Below are 17,972 nucleotides of genomic sequence, written 5' to 3'. Positions count from 1 at the left end.
TTACATCGTAATATTGGTCGCCCCGCCATCAAGCAGGATGTTTTGTCCAACGATAAAACCTGCATGTTTGGAGCAAAGAAATGCGCAAGCGGCACCGAACTCCTGTCGCGTCCCGTAACGCCGAGTTGGTATCGTAGCGGCGCGATCGGCACGTGCTTCGTCGATCGAAATCCCCTTCTGCGCCGCAACGCCACTGTCCAGTGAATTCGCCCGGTCAGTATCGTGAATACCTGGCAAAAGGTTATTGATAGTGACGCCCATGGGCGCCACTTGACGTGAGGTGCCTGCGACATAGCCCGTTAACCCGGTACGTGCCGCATTCGAAAGACCCAAAACAGCGATTGGTGCCCGCACCGACTGCGAGGTTATATTTACGACCCTGCCCCAACCATTTTCCATCATATTTGGCAGCAACGCTTTCATGAATGCTATCGGTGTCAACATGTTGGCGTCGAGAGCCATGATGAAGTCTTCGCGGTCCCAGTCAGACCACATTCCCGGCGGCGGACCGCCAGCGTTTGTTACCAGAATATCGACGCCGTCTGCCGCTTGGATAACTTGTTCCTGCCCATCTGCAGAAGTCACATCACAGGCCACTGTCTTAACTGTAACGCCATGTTCACTTCGGATCCGATCCGCCGATACTTCTAACGCTTCGGCCCCTCGCGCATTCATAACAAGATCAACACCCGCCGCCGCCAACGCTTCTGCGCAACCAAACCCAAGACCTTTGCTGCTGGCACAAACCAGTGCTCGTTTTCCGCGAATACCCAAATCCATTCTGATCCTCCCAATCATTGTTTGCCGGACACTAGCACCGGCCCGACGAGGAAGACCAGAATGGCCGAGTTGTTAGTTGTTCAAAAATCAGTAGAAAAATTCCTCACGCACGATCTTGCCGTCGGAAACATAATAAATCGCTACTTCGCGCATATCGAAAGATTCACCGCTTTCCTTCATCGAGCCTTGCACTTCGAAAATCACCGCAAACCGATCATCACCGTGTAAAAACGGATCACTTACAGAACCTCCCGTCACTTCGGTCGAGTTTTCCCACCAATCGTGTTTTCCGCGTATCGCGTCCAGACCATGCGCCTCACGTCCCATGCCCTGCATGTCCGCTGCTTCTACCGACACAGCGTCCACGGCATATAGCTTGTCCAAATTTGCTTTCGCCCGGTTTTCCCTGCATCCAGCAACGAGTTCATCTGCGATTTCCTTCAAATTCATCAGCCTACTCCAAAATTTGTTCACTATATGTTCTTTTTCGCATAGCCATCTGATTCGGAACACCCCCTTTGTCTTGCTTCGGCAGGATTCCCCGCCTATATGCGCGCTCATGCTTGATAGTGCCTCGAACCAACCCGTCTTACCGCCCGAGATCGCCCGGCGTCGAACATTTGCGATCATCTCGCATCCTGACGCGGGCAAGACGACGCTTACCGAAAAATTCCTTCTGTATGGTGGCGCCATTCAGATGGCCGGTCAGGTACGCGCCAAAGGCGAGGCACGGCGCACCCGGTCCGACTTTATGCAAATGGAAAAGGATCGGGGCATTTCAGTGTCTGCCTCGGCTATGTCTTTCGATTACGCCAACTTCCGCTTCAACCTGGTTGACACCCCAGGCCACAGTGACTTTTCCGAAGACACTTATCGCACCCTGACTGCAGTTGACGCGGCGGTGATGGTGATTGACGGCGCTAAGGGCGTAGAAAGCCAAACGCAAAAACTGTTTGAGGTTTGCCGTTTGCGCGACCTACCTATTCTAACTTTCTGTAATAAGATGGATCGTGAAAGCCGCGATACCTTCGAGATTATTGACGAAATCCAAGAAATGTTGGCAATCGATGTCACGCCTGCCTCATGGCCCATCGGCGTCGGCCGGGATTTCATTGGTTGCTATGACATATTGCGCGATCGGCTAGAGCTGATGGACCGAGCCGACCGCAACAAGGTGGCAGAAAGCATTCAAATCGAAGGGCTTGACGATCCAAAGCTTGCAAAGCATGTGCCCGAGCACCTTTTGGAAAAGCTGCTGGAAGAAGTTGAAATGGCGCGGGAACTGTTGCCCAAGCTCGACCCGCAGGCCGTGCTCGAAGGTCATATGACGCCCATATGGTTTGGTTCAGCCATCAATTCCTTTGGTGTTAAGGAACTTATGGAGGGCATTGGAACTTATGGACCGCAACCCCAGGTGCAGTCAGCCGAACCCCGCCAGATCGCACCGGATGAAAAGAAGGTTGCGGGGTTTGTTTTCAAGGTTCAGGCCAATATGGATCCCAAGCACCGCGACAGGGTCGCCTTTGTCCGCATGGCCTCTGGCCACTTCAAACGCGGCATGAAGCTGACGCATGTACGGTCAAAAAAACCGATGGCAATTTCAAATCCGGTGCTATTTCTGGCTTCGGACCGCGAACTGGCAGAAGAAGCTTGGGCCGGTGATATCATCGGAATACCTAACCACGGTCAGCTTCGCATCGGCGACACGCTGACAGAAGGCGAGGCACTGCGTGTCACAGGTATACCATCCTTCGCGCCCGAGCTACTTCAAGGCGTCCGGGCTGGCGATCCACTTAAAGCGAAGCACCTAGAAAAAGCTTTGATGCAGTTCGCTGAAGAAGGTGCTGCAAAGGTATTCAAGCCCTCCATCGGATCGGGCTTTATAGTTGGAGTTGTCGGCGCCCTTCAGTTCGAGGTTCTGGCTAGCCGGATCGAGATGGAATACGGCCTGCCAGTCAGGTTCGAAGCGTCTCAGTTCACTTCGGCCCGGTGGGTAAGTGGTGACAAGGCCGAGGTTGAGAAGTTCGTGAATGCCAACAAACAGCACATAGCGCATGATCACGATGGCGACATCGTTTATCTTACACGGTTACAATGGGATATCGACCGAGTCGAACGTGATTTTCCGTTGCTGAGCCTCACTGCGACCAAGGAAATGATGACCTGAACCACCTTGCAAGGGCAGCGCGCGCGAATATAGGTTTCGTTCATGCAAGACATCGATCAGGAAAACTATCCCGGCGGGTTCTATACGATAATGCATCACCTGGAACGACGGGAGGCGCCTTATCTCTTTCCTGAAAAGGTGTTGCCCGTCCCAGACGTCGACTTGGATAAGTTAAGTGAGCTTCGTGTGGCCGAACCAGACCCGAAAGCGATATTCGACAATCGCAGGGACGCGAGTAAAAAGCTGCATTCTTTGCAACAGGAGTTTGTGGGCCAGTCGCAACTTTTACTAACTCATGCGATTTGCGTCGCGCTTTTGCGCCGTGCGCCAGCTCCAACTCAGGCACGGGACCTTTTTCTTAGACTTTGGTCGGAAAAAGGTGCGGTTTTGGCTGGGGACCTGCCCGTTCGGTGGCTAATTTCAAGCGCGACAACCTTCGCGGATCACGGCCAAACTATCGAACAACGGCTCGGAGGGCAAAGCCTAAGCCTTCTTTTCGATCTTATTAAGCTACATGACAGCGAGAGGCGTGTATCCCTGCAACCCTGCGACAAGGCATTCGATATCGGCAGAGAAGAACATGACCAGCTTCCTCTGGCTTTCGATATGCCGGGATACTCGCTGCGTACTGGTGATCTGGACAGAACATTGCTTGCGCGGTTGTGGCGGTATGCTGAAAACGATCCTGTGCTGCGTCCATTGGGTTTCCGAATGTTGAAATTGGTAATGTACGATCCACGCAGCATCTTCGGTCGAATACAGCATTACAAAAACCGAAATAGTATTCTGGATCACGTCAGCGAATTTTAGCAGTTGCTACGACGGAATCCTTGAAAGGCAGAATTAGGCACATTTGTAAGAACGCGGCTGGGCGTGCGGCGACACGGCTTTTGCCTGCAGAAGCCAAGAAACATTTTCCCGGAACCGCCTGAATTGTTGCAAAAAATCCTGTTTTGGCCGCGCCACGGCCAAGTTAAAATGACTTCATTTGACCCTTCCTGACGATTTTGTTATGTCCCGCCCAAGCCGAACCGTGCAAAATGCACGTGGCCATCCGGGCCCGGCACACTCACAGACGCGCGGGCCAGGTATAGTGTCCGCATGAACCGGACATAGATGACAAAATTTAACGAACTGAACCTGAACCCAAAGGTCCTCAAAGCCGTTGAGGAAGCCGGATACGAAACGCCTACACCAATCCAGGAAGGTGCGATTCCGCCCGCACTAGAAGGGAGAGATGTGTTAGGCATCGCACAGACTGGTACAGGAAAAACCGCCAGTTTCACGTTACCGATGATCACGTTGCTGGCTCGTGGAAGAGCACGCGCGCGCATGCCACGTTCGCTTGTGCTTTGTCCGACACGGGAGTTGGCAGCACAAGTAGCCGAAAACTTTGACACCTATTCCAAACATCTTAAACTGACCAAAGCGCTGTTGATTGGCGGTGTTAGCTTTAAGGAACAGGATGCACTGATCGACCGCGGTGTAGACGTTCTTATTGCAACTCCCGGACGTTTACTGGACCACTTTGAACGAGGGAAGCTTCTTCTGACCGGTGTGCAGATCATGGTGGTGGATGAGGCCGACCGTATGCTGGACATGGGGTTCATTCCCGATATCGAGCGCATTTTCTCACTGACTCCTTTCACGCGCCAAACCCTGTTCTTTTCTGCAACCATGGCGTCCGAGATCGAGCGGATTACCGATACTTTTCTTTCTGCCCCCGCCCGGGTCGAGGTTGCGCGTCAGGCAACCGCATCTGAGACTATCGAACAAGGCGTCGTGATGTTTAAAGGCGGCCGTCGGGACCGCGAAGCAAGTGCCAAACGCAAAGTTCTGCGCGCGTTGATCGATGCCGAAGGTGAAAGCTGCACGAACGCAATAATCTTTTGCAACCGCAAAACAGATGTAGATATCTGTGCAAAGTCATTGAAAAAGCACGGATACAATTCTGCTGCCATTCATGGTGATCTGGACCAGTCCCAAAGAATGAAGACATTGGATGGCTTCCGCGACGGTTCATTGCGCCTTCTGGTTGCCTCGGACGTGGCTGCACGAGGGCTGGATATCCCTTCGGTCAGCCATGTCTTCAACTTTGACGTTCCCGGCCATGCCGAAGACTATGTGCACAGGATTGGCCGTACGGGTCGCGCAGGGCGCGAGGGCAAGGCGGTTACAATCTGTTCGAAACGTGATGAAAAGGCACTGGATGCCATCGAAAAGCTGATCCAGAAAGAAATTCCACATATCGACAATCCGGTTAAGTTCGAAGAGCCCAAGGAAGACACGCAAAAAACCGAAAAGAAGTCGCGAGCTTCTGACAGCAAAAAGAGCGACCGAAAAAGAGATAAAGAGGCTAAACCACGTGGTAGGCGCGAAGAAAGTGGACCCGCAGTTATCGGAATGGGCGATCACCTGCCAAGTTTTATCGCGCTGAGCTTTGACGAGCGTCGCGCAAGCTAAATTGCCAGCACTAGTGCGAGTATCGATAAACCCAACAATGACATACCCGCGATTTCTCGTTGGGTGACGGTTTCCCGAAAAAACAGAATGGATGCGAGCAGGCTGAAGATCAGTTCGATCTGCCCAAGCGCCTTGACGTAAGCCGCGTTTTGAAGCGTGAACGCCAGAAACCAGCAAAATGACCCAGCTAAGCTGGTCAGTCCCACGAAGACTCCAGTTCTTCGGGTTTGCCAAACAGCATGCAATTCGGCCCGATCGCGCCACAGCATCCACAATGCCATGCTTATAAACTGAAAGGTCACGACAACGGCAAGAGTGACCAGAGCGCGAAACCAAGCATCAATTTCCCCTAGCTCCAGCGAGGCGCCGCGATAACTGACCGATGAAAAGGCAAACAAAACCCCCGAACCCAGACCGAGTCGCGAGGCGCGGTTTGTAAGGTTCCTCCACCAAACCAAATCGCCGCCCGGTGATTTCGACAGTAGCAAAACTGCCAAAAGGCCAAGCAATATTGCCAACAGCGCTGCTGCTGAAACCTCATCCCCAAGAACGAAAAATCCGACAATTGCCGTCTGGATGACTTCGGTCTTCTTGAAAGTGATGCCAACAGCAAAGTTACGTTGTTTGAACAAAGCCACGACACAGATCGTCGCCAGAATTTGCGTTGTCCCACCTATTACTGCAAAGAGCCAAAACCTCGTATTGAGAGCAGGTATGCTATGATCGGTCGCCAGCAAAGCAATACCCAATGCCAAAACGACGACGGGCATGGAATAGGCAAATCGGGCAAAAGTCGCACCTGCGGCTGACAGTTTCACGCTGCTCAGAGATTTCTGCAGCATGAAGCGCACAGTCTGGAATATTGCTGCAGCGATTGTGACGGGAATCCATAAGCTCATGGAGACCCTTTTGTCCTCAAATCAATGCTTTGGCCAGAGAGGATGCGACACAGGATCTTTTGTCCGCAAAAAGTATTCGCAAAAAATTTGCCCGTATGAACGGTAGACATACGCCTCGTTACAAGCCAGATACCTTTCTTTGCCTGTTTGGTACAACGCAGGCAACCGGTACCACGGAGCGGACGGATTCATATGATGAACGACGTGTAAATTATTGTTCAAAAACAAAAAAGCAAGAAACCCTCTATCCTCGACGATGACTGTTCTTGCACGGGACTTCTCATGTGCGCGGTGTTCTAGAAACGTCCGGATTTTTACCAATCCAAGGCCGAGATAAGCCGCTAAGACAAAGGTCCAAACTGGCATCGATGAATACGCCACGATCGATAGCACTATGACTACGCCCGGAATATGCAAGGCCCAAGCCAACAGAACTGCACGATCCCCGTTTAAAAACCCTTTCCATTCTTCGCGTAAAAAAGCCGATTGTCCGATCGCAGGGCCAAGAGTAATGCGCCCTAACAGAGTATTGTTTATCTTGAACAATCGCTGTTGCCATTGGGACAAGGAAGCCCAGACTTTTGGATCAAGATAGTTCGACTCTGGGTCGTCATATGGATCAGTCAGATTTGCATCTTGGTGATGAGCCAAATGCAGGTCACGGAAACGGTTGAATGGGACGAATAATGTCAGCGGCAGAGCCATCAGCGTCTCATTCATCCACTTGGCTCGAAATGGATGTCCGTGCAGTGCCTCGTGTGTCAGTGAAGAATGCATAGCCGCCACTAATCCCATCGTCGGGACCGCCAGCAAAAGAGACCAATCTGCCAGCCAAAACACGACTGCCAGCCAAGACAAATAACATGCAACTATTAGGACGAATGTGCCCCACTCTGGCGATTTTGGAGTCGAAGATTCAACCATTGCGCCCCCACGATATGTTCGCCCAGACGCGTTCATAGAACACATACATTGTCAGCCCAACGGCCGTATTTACCACGGCAACAGCGCCCCCAACGGCGGCTGAACCCGTGGCGATCAAGCCGACAATGGTCATGACCACCAATCCCATCGCATTCCAAACGATTGCTTTCACGACCGATCTTCGTCGCGTTTCCATTCCGGACCCCATTATTGTTTCGTTAATTAAATCGTTACATATCGCCCTAGAAATTGAATATTCTGAATATGATTAACATAACTAATCAAATGTGATATTTATCTGCGAATGACGGAAAAAGTGGACAAACGCGATCGTGCTGCGCAGTTTCGCCTGCGGCTGGCTCGGGCCATGGAGAATCGACATGTCAGCCAAAGCGCTCTGGCCCGCAGCATCGCTGTGGATCGGTCCACCGTTTCGCAACTACTTACTGACTCTGGCGCTCGGTTACCAAATGCTCACGTGGTGGGGTCCTGCGCGTCAGCCTTAGGAGTCTCGGCAGATTGGCTGCTTAGCTTGTCCGACCGACCGGAAAGTGCCGCTGAATTACTGGCAAGTTCATTAACGCTGACCAAGGCCCCGCGAGCGCTTGTCGACGAACGGATTTTCGAGTGGCACCGCGAGGCCGCGGGATACAAAGTCAGGTATGTACCCGCAAACATGCCTGATATGCTCAAAACGCGTGCGGTTTTGGAGTGGGAATATGCGCCTCATTTAGGCCGTACAGCGGATCAGGCGATCGGAGCTTCCGCCGACAGATTGGAGTGGATGCGCAGCGCTCAGTCAGACTATGAAATCGCCATGCCTTTGTATGAAATTCATAGCTTGGTGCATGCCACAGGTTATTACGAAGGGTTGTCACTCGATAACCGGCTGGATCAAATTGATCACATGCTGGAACTTTGCGAACAACTTTATCCGCGACTGCGCGTCTATCTCTTTGACGCCAAACGTCTCTATTCAGCACCCATGACGATCTTTGGCCCGATGTTATGCGCGTTTTACACTGGCGGTCATTACATGGCCTTTCGCGATCGCAACAGGATCGAGGTTTTTACCCATCATTTTGATACGTTAGTGCGTGAAGCTGATATGACTGCCAGGGACTTCCCAGCCCACCTCAGGCGGCTGCGCCAGAAGATATTTACCGAAGCAAAACCCAAATGATGCGATCCCTTCACACCTGTAGTATAATCGCCATGCGTGAACATTCGGGTATTCCGCCCAAGTAACGGAGGATGACAGAAATGGACGCACTCAAAACCGCCGAATATGCGCGAGCATTGTATTCAGCTCATGGCGACCGTGCCGAAGCTGAGGCCGCAAAGAAGATGCGCGAATGTGAGGCTGCCGGAAACCAACAAGAAGCGAAGGATTGGCAGGCAGTTCGCCAAACTATTCGCCAGATTCGTGGACCCAACCAAGGGTAACGCGCACCCACTTTGAACTGAAAGAGTGGGCGCGACCGAGGGGTCGCGCGGTTCGTGTTGCTTTGACTGTTCTACGATTTAGTTATCCCCAAAACATACAGTGTTCTGCTACACCTTATCCCCAGGTTTCTCCCCCGATTCCGATTTGCTTTACCGTCCGAATCCGACGCAGCCTTGGTGTCAGAATTTGGCAAAATGCGAATCGAACTTGATGAAATCCGCTAAAAGTATCCTTGAACCCGAACATCGCGCTCTGAAGACAGCCGTTTTCGTCTTGGATGAGTGCAATACGCTTAGCTTTGCCTCAGTCGTCGACCCAATGCGCGCTGCCAACCGGCTAGCAGACCACCCGGTATTTGACTGGGATTATGTAACACCCACGCCGGAGGTCGTAATGTTGACAAGCGCCTTGCCTGTTCAGGGGGTTCCGTTGGCGCGTTTGCGTCGATGTGACTTGTTGATAGTGATTGCAGGTTTTCAAATTGCTCGGCAAGCCAACCCAAGTCTGTTGGCCGGATTGCAACGCATTGCCGACACCGGCGCAACGTTAGCCGGAATTGATGGTGGGCAATGGCTAATGGCAGAAGCCGGATTACTGGATGGCCACGCAGCGACCCCTCGGCTTGAAGATCAAGCACCTTTCGCCGCTCGATTCCCTTTGGTTGAAATCAGTACCGATCCATTCACAATCTCACCTGGCCGTTTGACCTCCAGTGGGTCGATAGCCACCATAAATTTAGTTGTAAAAATTTTGGCCGCCCGATTGGGTGCTGGTTTCGCCAGTCGAGTGTCCGCCGTGTTTCAGCAAGACATCGCGATTAAGCCAAAACAAACGGTGGCACAGGTCGGTGCAGAAAATCTGAATACGACTTTAACGGCACGGGCGAATATTCTGATGCAATCTGCGCTGAGCGATCCTTTACCATTGGCGGAAATTGCCACGGCTTTGAGCACGAGCCCTCGCTCGTTGCAACAACAGTTCCGATTACGCTATAATACTACGCCACAAGACCATTATCTGCAGCTACGGTTGGCGGAGGCACGGCGCCTTGTAACCGACAGTCAGATGCCGTTGATGGATGTGGCGCAAGCAACTGGTTTTTCTTCGCAATCCAGCTTTGCCCGAGCGTTTCGTACCGCACATGGTGTTTCAGCAAGGGACCTGCGGCAAGAAAGCAACCAACCGATGCCTCACTGAGACGCAATCAACCTATCGCGCTGTTGGGCATATCAATCCCGGCCGGGTTCACCAATGTCGCCTGGTTCAATATGGCATTGGGTGCGCTTTGTGAGCCTCGGCAATTTCAGCTTGTACTTCGCCCGACAATTTAAGATCCGCGCCGTTAAGAATATGCTGTAATTGGTTTTCGGTAGTTGCTCCGAAAATCGCCGACATCATGAAGGGCCGCGCCTGACACCAGGCCAAAGACATTTGCACCGGGTCCAAACCATGGCGATCAGCGATCTCAAGGTAGGCTGAGACTGCATCAAACACTCGCTCAGACTTTCGACCACCCATTTGAGGCACTAAGGACATACGAGAACCGTCCGGCACCGATCCATTTTGGTATTTACCGCTCAAAAAACCTGCGGCCAAAGGTGAAAAAGCCATTAATCCAACGTCTTCAAACAAACAAAGTTCCGCAAGATCGGTATCAAATAGCCGGCACAATAACGAATACTCGTTTTGAATGGATGCTACCCGGGGACCTCCTGTTTCATCCGCCAACCGCAACCATTGCGCCGTGCCCCACGCACTTTCGTTAGACAAGCCAAAGGCCCTGATGTTCCCCTTTTCCACTTGTTGTTTAAGCGCCTCCAAACATCCACGCATTTCCGAAAGCACTGCATCCCGGTTGCCTCCGGAAGGATCGTAATGCCAGTTCTGGCGAAACATGTAGCTGCCCCGGTTGGGCCAATGAAACTGGTAAAGATCGATGTAGTCGGTCTGTAACCGCTTCAAAGAGCCTTCAATGGCTTCTGGAATGGTCTCGGCCGAGATCGGCGCGCCATTTCGGGCATGCATAAATCCTTCGCCTGAGTGTTTGGTGGCCAGAATCCATTCGCCCCTTCGCGAAGGATTGGCGGCATTCCAGTTACCCAAAATCTCTTCCGTGCGTCCTACGGTTTCCTTCGCGACCGGGTTGACCGGATACATCTCGGCGGCGTCGATAAAATTGATCCCAGCGGCCAAGGCCATATCCATTTGGCGGTGCGAATCCGGCTCTGAGGTCTGTGTTCCAAACGTCATTGTGCCAAGGCACAAATCCGACACCATAATACCGGTGCGACCCAGAGGTTTCATTTCCATCAGAATGTCTCCTAAAATTCACTTTTGGCTAAATAGATTAGGCTTCGGCTTTTTTTTCCCATCGACCCGAAGCCTCGGACCAATACTGCGCGGAACACCCCGCCTCGGTCAAAGCTTTCCATTGGTCACGCGCCTTTTGCACCGCGACGTCGTCGTTTCCGTCGAACAAAACGCAAACCCGTTCAAGTTTATTGACCTCCCCTGGATCAACATTAGCCCCATCCACCGTCATGACGCAGGTTGGGTCGTTTACAGCCTTCTGATCTGAAGTCAGCAAAATCGGCTGATCAGCATCGTGTGGCCCCCCTGCCCGACCGTGCGGCAGAAATGTCTCTTCGGGACCCAGCCACAGCTTTTCATCCAACCAATCCAAACGCGAAGGGTCTGTCCCTCGCACTGCGATCCGCCACCCCGCTTGCCGCGCCTTGTTCAAAAGAACCGACAGCGTTTTTTCCAGCGGGTGTCGGGTCAGGTGATAGAAATAGACGGCGCCCATCGTGTTACTCGAAGTTGTCTTGGACAAAACGGCTCAGTGCACGAACACCCCAACCAGTTGCACCTTTCGGAGCGTAAGATGTCTCGGTGCTGACCGACGCGACTCCGGCAATATCCAAGTGTATCCAAGGAGTTTCTTCTTTCACAAAGCGCTGAAGAAATTGTGCGGCAGTGATCGAGCCTGCAGAACGACCACCCACGTTTTTCATATCGGCTATGCGGGATTTCAACAAATCGTCATATGCTTTGCCCAACGGCATCCGCCACGCGCCTTCGTCCTCATCCTTGGCTGCCTTTAGAAAGGCGTCGCAGAACACATCATTATTTGAAAACACACCCGCGTTTTCGTGCCCCAGACCAATGATGATAGCCCCAGTAAGAGTGGCCAGATCGATCATTCCCACAGGACTAAACCGATCCTGCGCGTACCACATTACGTCGCAAAGGACCAAGCGGCCCTCTGCATCGGTGTTGATAATCTCAACTGTATCGCCTTTCATTGATTTGACCACGTCACCCGGGCGCGTTGCGTTGCCCGACGGCATGTTTTCCACCAAACCTACCAGACCCACGACGTTGGCTTTGGCCTTTCGTTTGGCAAGGGCTCGCATAGCGCCCGCAACAACGCCGGCACCCCCCATATCCATGGTCATGTCCTCCATACCACCCGCAGGCTTTAGCGAAATTCCGCCCGTATCGAACACAACACCTTTGCCCACCAAAGCGAGCGGCGCATCATCGGTTTCTCCGCCCTTCCATTGCATCACAACAACTTTTGAAGGACTGACCGAGCCCTGACCGACACTTAGCAACGTGCGCATACCAAGATCAGCCAATCTGTCTTCTTCCAAAACTTCGACCTCAAGGCCTAAGTCCTGCATTTCAGCCAAGCGATTTGCAAATTCGGAGGTAGTTAAGATATTCGCTGGCTCATTGGTCAAATCGCGAGTCATGCGCACCCCGTCCGCTACCGCGTACAGAGGTTCAAACGTGGCTTCTACTTCTTCGGGTTTATTGTGGCTGATGGTTATTTCCTTAACCGGTTCGGTGACCTTGGTTTTGTGCGCATCGAAATCATAGCTTCGCAGAACAATGCCAAGTGCAAGTTGGTCAGTTTGCATCTGGTTACCTGCCATGACCAACACACTTTTTGCGCCCGCCAGTTTGGCGAGTTTCGCGCCGGCTTTGCGCGCTTCGGCTTGCTCCGGACGACGCGGCAACACCAAGATATCAAGCGCTTCGGCCTGCATACCACCTGGCCATGCCAGCGTGATTACATCGCCGTTTTTCACCTTTTCAAAGCGCTCGCTTGCCACCATCCGGGCAACCGCGCCCTTGGTTAAACGGTTGGCCCGGCGTGCGGCTGGCCCCAATTTCCCCTCGGACGGAATGATCACCACAACTCGCCCGTTTGCCTCTGCCATCAAATCCAAGTCGAAGGGTTGAAAACGCACCGGTACCAGACTGCTCATATCATGCTCCTCAAGAATGTGTTGACCAAGACCTAGCTCGCGCCGCCCCGGTTGACCAGATAGCAGTTTTCCCCGCCCGGCAATTGCATTAAGGTCTCCGGAAAATAACCGGCAGGCTCGGGGGAACAAAGTTGAGACCAATCGGCAGCAATAGGCCGTCGCGCATGTCTTTATGCCGGGACGCGAGCCGGGCGTTTGCCAATGTTCAAGCTGGATCGGGGGCGCAGGCGTGATCCTCGACCGTTACTTTGCCCGCCGCTTCATGCAAAACTTTTTTGTGATTGGCGGCATTTTTCTCACGTTGATTATCCTGATTGATTTGGTCGAGCAGGTACGACGTTTCGACGATGCAAATCTGTCCTTTGGGCAATTACTCCAGCTTACATTGCTGAATACACCCGCCGCGATAAGTGAGATGCTTCCGCTTTTAGTAATTCTGACCACCATTGCGTTGTTCGTCGGTTTGGCACGCAGCTCGGAGCTTGTCGTTACAAGGGCTATTGGAAGGTCTGGTCTCCGAGTGCTCGTTGCGCCGGCAGTACTGGCCCTATTGATCGGCGCGGTTGCTGTTGCCTTGCTGAACCCAATAGCAGCTGCCACTTCTGAAGAGTTTCGGAGACTATCGGACGGATATCGCAACAACGGTGATTCGACCCTGTCTATCAGTCGAGAGGGGCTATGGCTGCGGCAGGGCACAAATACGGGGCAATCCGTCATTCACGCCCGGGGCACACTAAACGGCGAAAGACTTGGCCTGCGAGATGTGACAGTCATTGCATTTGGACCCAACGGAATTCCGACCGAGCAGATTACCGCAGATCGGGCAGTATTGGAAGATGGCCAATGGGCCTTGCAGCAAGCAAAAGTGTGGACAATTCAGGACGATCTGAATCCCGAAGCGGCCTCGGTCACCCATGACACACTGAACCTGCCTACCACTTTAACGCGGGACAAAATCATAGGCAGGTTGGGGCGGCAAGACTCCGTTTCGATTTATGATCTGCCCCAACTGATACGCGATCTTCGCGAAGCTGGGTTTTCGACCAAACAGTACGAGGTCTGGCTTCAGGCGCAGTTGGCCAGACCGTTGTTTTTGGTTTCGATGGTTCTTATCGGAGCAGCGTTTACTATGCGCCACGTGCGTTTTGGCGGCACGGGCATCGCCGTTCTTACAGCAGTACTACTGGGGTTTTCCGTCTATTTCGTGCGAAATTTTGCGCAAATTTTGGGCGAAAACGGACAATTGCCGATCATGATTTCGGCTTGGGCGCCACCCATTGCCGGAATTTTTCTTTCACTCGGGTTGCTGCTGCATGTGGAGGACGGCTGATGCGTTCATTGCTGTCGCTGCTTCTCAGCGGTGTTTTGATCCTGTCCCAGCCTACAGAGGGGTCGGCTCAATCTGACAGTGGGAACCCGGAAACCTCCGATACCGCGGCGGGCACACCCGCGCTGCTGGTGGCTGACAAAATATTCATCACGCCAGACAACAAACTGGTCGCCGAAGGCAATGTCGAAGCCTATCAAGGCGACATTAAGTTGACTGCTGAAAGTGTTGTCTACGACCGTGAGACAGGTTCTCTTTCGCTGACTGGCCCAATTCGCCTTGATGAGGCTGGAGAGACAACCCTTCTCGCGGACTCGGCTGAGCTGGATAGCGAGATTCAAAACGGGCTGCTAACCGGCGCACGGATGGTATTTGACCAGCAGATACAGATCGCTTCTGTACAAGCCATACGCGCTGCTGGCAGATACACTCAGTTCAGTAAAGTCGCAGCAACATCCTGCCATGTATGTGCCGACGGTCGATCACCACTTTGGCAAATCAGGGCTCGCAAAGTTACCCATGATCAGGTCGAGCGTCAGCTATATTTTGAAGGCGCTCAGCTTCGCATCATGGACTTACCGGTATTTTATTTTCCGGTCCTGCGCCTGCCCGACCCGACGCTAGAGCGTGCAACAGGGTTTCTTACCCCATCGATCCGGACTACTTCGCAATTGGGAACCGGGATTCGTGTTCCCTACTTCATCCGGCTAGGGGATCACAAAGATCTGACGCTGACCCCGTATATATCGTCTAATACGCGTACAGTGTATTTTCGATATCGACAGGCCTTTAAGCGAGGCAGAATTCGCCTGCGTGGTGCTTTCACGCGCGATGATTTACGACCGGATGAAAATCGCGGTTACTTTTTTGCAGATGGCCAGTTCAGCCTTGGAAAGGGGTACCGGCTGAAATTCGATATCCGAACCACGTCGGACGACGCATATCTTGCAGATTATACCCCATTTAACCCTGATCGACTGCGCAGCGAAATAGCCGTGGAACGGATCAGGCGCGATACGGCATTTCGAACAGGATTTATCCACTATGAATCGCTGCGTGATCGCGAACCGCAGGATGAGATCCCATCCCGCGTATTCGATCTGAATTATCGAAAGCGCTACTTTCCTAAGTCGGTTGGCGGCGAGGTTCAGCTAGCCTTTATAGGTCACGCACACCAGCGCACCAGCACCGAGGACGTAATTGGCCGTGATATTGCAAGAGCAACATTTGACGCAGAATGGGTTCGCAGTTGGACTTTTGTAACGGGCCTAAGAACCGACGTTCGCTTGGGCGCAGCGATCGACACCTTCGATATCCGAAATGACAGCGCGTTTCCCAGCAACGTCACCCGCACGGCCCCTCGTGCGGCTTTGACTTTGCGGTATCCGATGGTTCGGCGCGAACAAAACGGCGCGCGGCAATTTCTGGAACCGATAGTCCAATTGGGATGGGCTAATGTGTCGGACTCAGATGTGCCAAATGACGAAAGTACATTTCAGGAATTCGACCAGGGAAACCTGTTGTCTCTTTCGCGTTTTCCGGCCGTGGATCGGCGAGAAGATTCGGCAACGGCCGTTGTGGGATTGAATTGGGCTAGGTACCGCTCGAACGGATGGGAGGCTCTGGCCACAGTCGGGCAGGTCTTCCGATCAGAAGCCGATCCAGATTTTACCCTGAGCTCTGGCTTACAGGGTACAACATCTGATCTGCTTTTGGCTGGGCAGTTGCGAAACGGCAAGGGTTTGACCGTTGCAGCCCGCGGACTACTCAACTCAGATCTAAGCTTTAGTAAGGCAGAGCTTCGAACGGCTTGGTCAAAGGGTGGCACCTCTTTGAGCGGAAGTTATGTTTGGCTGGAACCGGATCCGGTGGAAACCGGTGGCGATGAAATCTCTGAGCTTTGGCTGAACGGTGGGTACCTTATCGATCAAAACTGGCGGACCACGGCTTATGCTCGGTATGATTTCAGCGAGTCTGAACCAATCCGAGCTGGGCTTGGCGTAACGTACCGTAACGAATGCGTGCAATTTGGCGTGACCCTGACTCGACGTTTCACCTCAACATCGAGTATTGAGCCTACGACGGAATTCGGCTTTACCCTAGCCATGACCGGATACTCTGTTGAAAGCGGTGGCAAGAAGTACAAGAAGACATGCAGTTGATCTCAAGTTTCATAGAAGCGCTTCGCCTTTGGTGCCGCATTCCGGTATTGCCAATGCTTACCGCCGTGCTAGTGCCTTTTGCGGCCAACCCGGTGCAAGGCCAAAGCCTGTTCTCTCCGGCGATACGGGTTAATCAGGACATCGTGACTTGGTATGAACTGGACCAGCGGCAACAGTTTCTCGAGATTTTGGGCGTGCCAGGCAGTGGCGATGACGAAGTTCGTCAAGCACTGATCGACGACCGTCTGCGCAAACAGGCGATGCGTGAGGCAGGCATTCAAGCCGCCGCAGAAGATGTTCAAAACGGGATTGACGAATTCGCAGCACGCGGAAATCTTTCATCGGAACAGTTCTTGCGGTTACTGGGTGATGCTGGCATCGCACAGGAAACCGTACGGGACTTCATTGCCGATCAAATTTCGTGGCGGGATTTCATAAGTTCTCGATTTATTTCTCAGGCGCGTCCCAGCGACGAGGAAATCGATCGCGCAATGGGACAAGGTGGCGGCGGCGGGCTTCAGGTGCTGATGTCAGAAATAATTATCCCTGTGACGCCACAAACGCTGCCGCAAGTCGAAGCATTGGCAGAAGAAATTGCGCAGGTTTCTGGGCAAGACGCGTTTTCCGCCGCTGCAACACAATATTCTGCAGCTGCAACTCGGGAAAACGGCGGTCGTTTGGAATGGTTGGCGATCACAAGCCTGCCGCCTGCGTTACAACCTGTCATTTTAGGTCTTCAAAACGGCGAGATTACCGATCCTTTGACGTTGCCCAATGCAATCGCATTGTTTCAGCTTCGCGGCATTCGCGAGGTGGCAACGGGCACTCCGCAGTACTCCAAGATCGATTATGCGATGTATTTCATGCCTGGTGGCCGCAAAGCGGAAGGCCTGGCCCGGGCCGCAGAGCTGAAAGAAAACATCGACACCTGCGACGATCTTTATGGAATTGCAAAAGGGCAACCAGCCGGGGTGCTTGAACGAATCTCAGCTAGTCCTTCTGAAATCCCGCGAGACGTTTCCTTGGAGCTGGCAAAACTTGACGCGAACGAGGTATCTACGACGCTGACCCGCAACAACGGTCAATCGCTGGTTTTTCTGATGTTGTGCAGTCGAACCCGAGACATGGGCGAGGAAACCTCGCGTACTGACGTTGCAAACGCATTGACACAACAACGGTTGGAAGCATTTGCCGACAGCCTTCTGCAACAGCTTCGCGCAGATGCCACAATTGTAGAACAATGATACGCCCCATTGCACTTAGCTGCGGCGAACCAGCTGGGATCGGGCCCGAGATTGTGGCAAAAGCGTGGGGCGAACTAAAAGACAGCTGCCCATTTATCTATATTGGTGATGCAGACCATCTACCTGAAGGTGCCCCGTTTGTTCGCCTAGACAACATTGCCGATGCAAAACAAGTAAGTTCACACGCCGTGCCTGTACTGCAGATGAATTTCCCAGCACCTAACGTACTGGGGCACCCAAACCCAACAAACGCACCCCGAGTGGTGGAAGCAATACAAAGAG

General features: G+C 52.7%; 17 protein-coding genes and 1 pseudogene. 10 read left to right on the top strand and 8 right to left on the bottom strand.

What is annotated here, in order from left to right; genetic code table 11:
- Positions 1 to 780 (bottom strand): SDR family oxidoreductase, encoded by a 780-nt coding sequence (locus tag AC2FNE_RS19380; protein ID WP_170607706.1) that lies wholly within the window; start codon positions 778 to 780, stop codon positions 1 to 3.
- Between the two features lie 87 nt (positions 781 to 867).
- Positions 868 to 1,230 carry a nuclear transport factor 2 family protein gene (locus AC2FNE_RS19375; RefSeq protein ID WP_170607704.1) on the bottom strand — a complete coding sequence of 121 codons (363 nt, stop codon included), beginning with the start codon at positions 1,228 to 1,230 and terminating at the stop codon, positions 868 to 870.
- A gap of 109 nt (positions 1,231 to 1,339) precedes the next feature.
- Between AC2FNE_RS19375 and AC2FNE_RS19370 the strand changes: the two genes are divergently transcribed.
- The 3 genes from AC2FNE_RS19370 (at position 1,340) to AC2FNE_RS19360 (ending at position 5,410) form a co-directional block, all read left to right on the top strand.
- Positions 1,340 to 2,947 carry a peptide chain release factor 3 gene (locus AC2FNE_RS19370; protein ID WP_170607702.1) on the top strand — a complete coding sequence of 536 codons (1,608 nt, stop codon included), beginning with the start codon at positions 1,340 to 1,342 and terminating at the stop codon, positions 2,945 to 2,947.
- 42 nt (positions 2,948 to 2,989) lie between these two features.
- The gene (locus tag AC2FNE_RS19365) at positions 2,990 to 3,757 is read left to right on the top strand and encodes a hypothetical protein (protein ID WP_170607700.1); all 768 of its coding nucleotides are present in this window, start codon (positions 2,990 to 2,992) and stop codon (positions 3,755 to 3,757) included.
- A gap of 306 nt (positions 3,758 to 4,063) precedes the next feature.
- Positions 4,064 to 5,410: a DEAD/DEAH box helicase gene (locus tag AC2FNE_RS19360; RefSeq protein WP_496806079.1), complete on the top strand. Its 1,347-nt coding sequence runs from the start codon at positions 4,064 to 4,066 to the stop codon at positions 5,408 to 5,410.
- Here AC2FNE_RS19360 and AC2FNE_RS19355 read toward each other — a convergent pair.
- From AC2FNE_RS19355 to AC2FNE_RS19345, 3 genes are read right to left on the bottom strand one after another with little or no spacing between them, the layout of a single operon-like run.
- A complete protein-coding gene (locus tag AC2FNE_RS19355; protein WP_496806078.1) occupies positions 5,407 to 6,309 on the bottom strand; it encodes an EamA/RhaT family transporter in 903 nt (300 codons plus the stop codon). The genes AC2FNE_RS19360 and AC2FNE_RS19355 overlap by 4 nt on opposite strands.
- A gap of 21 nt (positions 6,310 to 6,330) precedes the next feature.
- Positions 6,331 to 7,233 (bottom strand): fatty acid desaturase, encoded by a 903-nt coding sequence (locus AC2FNE_RS19350; protein WP_170607694.1) that lies wholly within the window; start codon positions 7,231 to 7,233, stop codon positions 6,331 to 6,333.
- Complete coding sequence (locus tag AC2FNE_RS19345; protein WP_170477869.1) at positions 7,226 to 7,429, bottom strand: DUF2061 domain-containing protein; 204 nt, start codon at positions 7,427 to 7,429, stop codon at positions 7,226 to 7,228. Before AC2FNE_RS19345 ends, AC2FNE_RS19350 begins: the two co-directional genes overlap by 8 nt.
- Before the next feature lie 108 nt (positions 7,430 to 7,537).
- On the opposite strand from AC2FNE_RS19345, the gene AC2FNE_RS19340 reads away from it, so the two are divergent.
- The 3 genes from AC2FNE_RS19340 to AC2FNE_RS19330 all read left to right on the top strand — a co-directional run bounded on the left by AC2FNE_RS19340 (position 7,538) and on the right by AC2FNE_RS19330 (position 9,877).
- Positions 7,538 to 8,416: a helix-turn-helix domain-containing protein gene (locus AC2FNE_RS19340; RefSeq protein WP_170477872.1), complete on the top strand. Its 879-nt coding sequence runs from the start codon at positions 7,538 to 7,540 to the stop codon at positions 8,414 to 8,416.
- Positions 8,417 to 8,496: 80 nt separating this feature from the next.
- A complete protein-coding gene (locus tag AC2FNE_RS19335; RefSeq protein ID WP_170477875.1) occupies positions 8,497 to 8,679 on the top strand; it encodes a hypothetical protein in 183 nt (60 codons plus the stop codon).
- A gap of 211 nt (positions 8,680 to 8,890) precedes the next feature.
- Positions 8,891 to 9,877: a GlxA family transcriptional regulator gene (locus AC2FNE_RS19330; protein WP_496806077.1), complete on the top strand. Its 987-nt coding sequence runs from the start codon at positions 8,891 to 8,893 to the stop codon at positions 9,875 to 9,877.
- Between the two features lie 66 nt (positions 9,878 to 9,943).
- Here AC2FNE_RS19330 and AC2FNE_RS19325 read toward each other — a convergent pair whose 3' ends face one another.
- Genes AC2FNE_RS19325 through AC2FNE_RS19315 form a run of 3 tightly spaced genes read right to left on the bottom strand, consistent with a single transcriptional unit; the run spans position 9,944 to position 12,957 of the window.
- On the bottom strand, positions 9,944 to 10,990 hold the full coding sequence (locus AC2FNE_RS19325; RefSeq protein WP_496806076.1) for an aldo/keto reductase: 1,047 nt from the start codon (positions 10,988 to 10,990) through the stop codon (positions 9,944 to 9,946).
- A 37-nt stretch (positions 10,991 to 11,027) separates the two neighbouring features.
- On the bottom strand, positions 11,028 to 11,486 hold the full coding sequence (locus tag AC2FNE_RS19320) for a DNA polymerase III subunit chi (RefSeq protein WP_496806075.1): 459 nt from the start codon (positions 11,484 to 11,486) through the stop codon (positions 11,028 to 11,030).
- 4 nt (positions 11,487 to 11,490) lie between these two features.
- Entirely contained in the window at positions 11,491 to 12,957 is a 1,467-nt protein-coding gene (locus tag AC2FNE_RS19315) for a leucyl aminopeptidase (protein WP_170607687.1), read from the bottom strand.
- Positions 12,958 to 13,186: 229 nt separating this feature from the next.
- Between AC2FNE_RS19315 and lptG the strand changes: the two genes are divergently transcribed.
- The 4 genes and pseudogenes from lptG to AC2FNE_RS19295 all read left to right on the top strand — a co-directional run.
- Complete coding sequence (gene lptG, locus AC2FNE_RS19310) at positions 13,187 to 14,287, top strand: LPS export ABC transporter permease LptG (protein WP_496806085.1); 1,101 nt, start codon at positions 13,187 to 13,189, stop codon at positions 14,285 to 14,287.
- Complete coding sequence (locus AC2FNE_RS19305; protein ID WP_496806074.1) at positions 14,287 to 16,446, top strand: LPS-assembly protein LptD; 2,160 nt, start codon at positions 14,287 to 14,289, stop codon at positions 16,444 to 16,446. Before lptG ends, AC2FNE_RS19305 begins: the two co-directional genes overlap by 1 nt.
- Entirely contained in the window at positions 16,437 to 17,690 is a 1,254-nt protein-coding gene (locus AC2FNE_RS19300; protein ID WP_496806073.1) for a peptidylprolyl isomerase, read from the top strand. Before AC2FNE_RS19305 ends, AC2FNE_RS19300 begins: the two co-directional genes overlap by 10 nt.
- Positions 17,687 to 17,972, top strand: a pseudogene (locus AC2FNE_RS19295) (4-hydroxythreonine-4-phosphate dehydrogenase PdxA); the annotation flags it as partial. The gene AC2FNE_RS19300 and the pseudogene AC2FNE_RS19295, both read left to right, overlap by 4 nt.

The organism is Ruegeria sp. YKSD179 (genome assembly GCF_059612885.1).
The sequence above is the reverse complement of the archived record's forward strand: the minus strand, read 5'-3'. Positions and strand labels throughout refer to the sequence as shown.

Excerpts from the sequence above, each read along its gene's own strand:
- AC2FNE_RS19380 (WP_170607706.1), bottom strand. The coding sequence starts at position 780 with ATGGATTTGGGTATTCGCGGAAAACGAGCACTGGTTTGTGCCAGCAGC.
- AC2FNE_RS19375 (WP_170607704.1), bottom strand. The coding sequence starts at position 1,230 with ATGAATTTGAAGGAAATCGCAGATGAACTCGTTGCTGGATGCAGGGAA.
- AC2FNE_RS19370 (WP_170607702.1), top strand. The coding sequence starts at position 1,340 with ATGCTTGATAGTGCCTCGAACCAACCCGTCTTACCGCCCGAGATCGCC.
- AC2FNE_RS19365 (WP_170607700.1), top strand. The coding sequence starts at position 2,990 with ATGCAAGACATCGATCAGGAAAACTATCCCGGCGGGTTCTATACGATA.
- AC2FNE_RS19360 (WP_496806079.1), top strand. The coding sequence starts at position 4,064 with ATGACAAAATTTAACGAACTGAACCTGAACCCAAAGGTCCTCAAAGCC.
- AC2FNE_RS19355 (WP_496806078.1), bottom strand. The coding sequence starts at position 6,309 with ATGAGCTTATGGATTCCCGTCACAATCGCTGCAGCAATATTCCAGACT.
- AC2FNE_RS19350 (WP_170607694.1), bottom strand. The coding sequence starts at position 7,233 with ATGGTTGAATCTTCGACTCCAAAATCGCCAGAGTGGGGCACATTCGTC.
- AC2FNE_RS19345 (WP_170477869.1), bottom strand. The coding sequence starts at position 7,429 with ATGGAAACGCGACGAAGATCGGTCGTGAAAGCAATCGTTTGGAATGCG.
- AC2FNE_RS19340 (WP_170477872.1), top strand. The coding sequence starts at position 7,538 with ATGACGGAAAAAGTGGACAAACGCGATCGTGCTGCGCAGTTTCGCCTG.
- AC2FNE_RS19335 (WP_170477875.1), top strand. The coding sequence starts at position 8,497 with ATGGACGCACTCAAAACCGCCGAATATGCGCGAGCATTGTATTCAGCT.
- AC2FNE_RS19330 (WP_496806077.1), top strand. The coding sequence starts at position 8,891 with ATGAAATCCGCTAAAAGTATCCTTGAACCCGAACATCGCGCTCTGAAG.
- AC2FNE_RS19325 (WP_496806076.1), bottom strand. The coding sequence starts at position 10,990 with ATGGAAATGAAACCTCTGGGTCGCACCGGTATTATGGTGTCGGATTTG.
- AC2FNE_RS19320 (WP_496806075.1), bottom strand. The coding sequence starts at position 11,486 with ATGGGCGCCGTCTATTTCTATCACCTGACCCGACACCCGCTGGAAAAA.
- AC2FNE_RS19315 (WP_170607687.1), bottom strand. The coding sequence starts at position 12,957 with ATGAGCAGTCTGGTACCGGTGCGTTTTCAACCCTTCGACTTGGATTTG.
- AC2FNE_RS19305 (WP_496806074.1), top strand. The coding sequence starts at position 14,287 with ATGCGTTCATTGCTGTCGCTGCTTCTCAGCGGTGTTTTGATCCTGTCC.
- AC2FNE_RS19300 (WP_496806073.1), top strand. The coding sequence starts at position 16,437 with ATGCAGTTGATCTCAAGTTTCATAGAAGCGCTTCGCCTTTGGTGCCGC.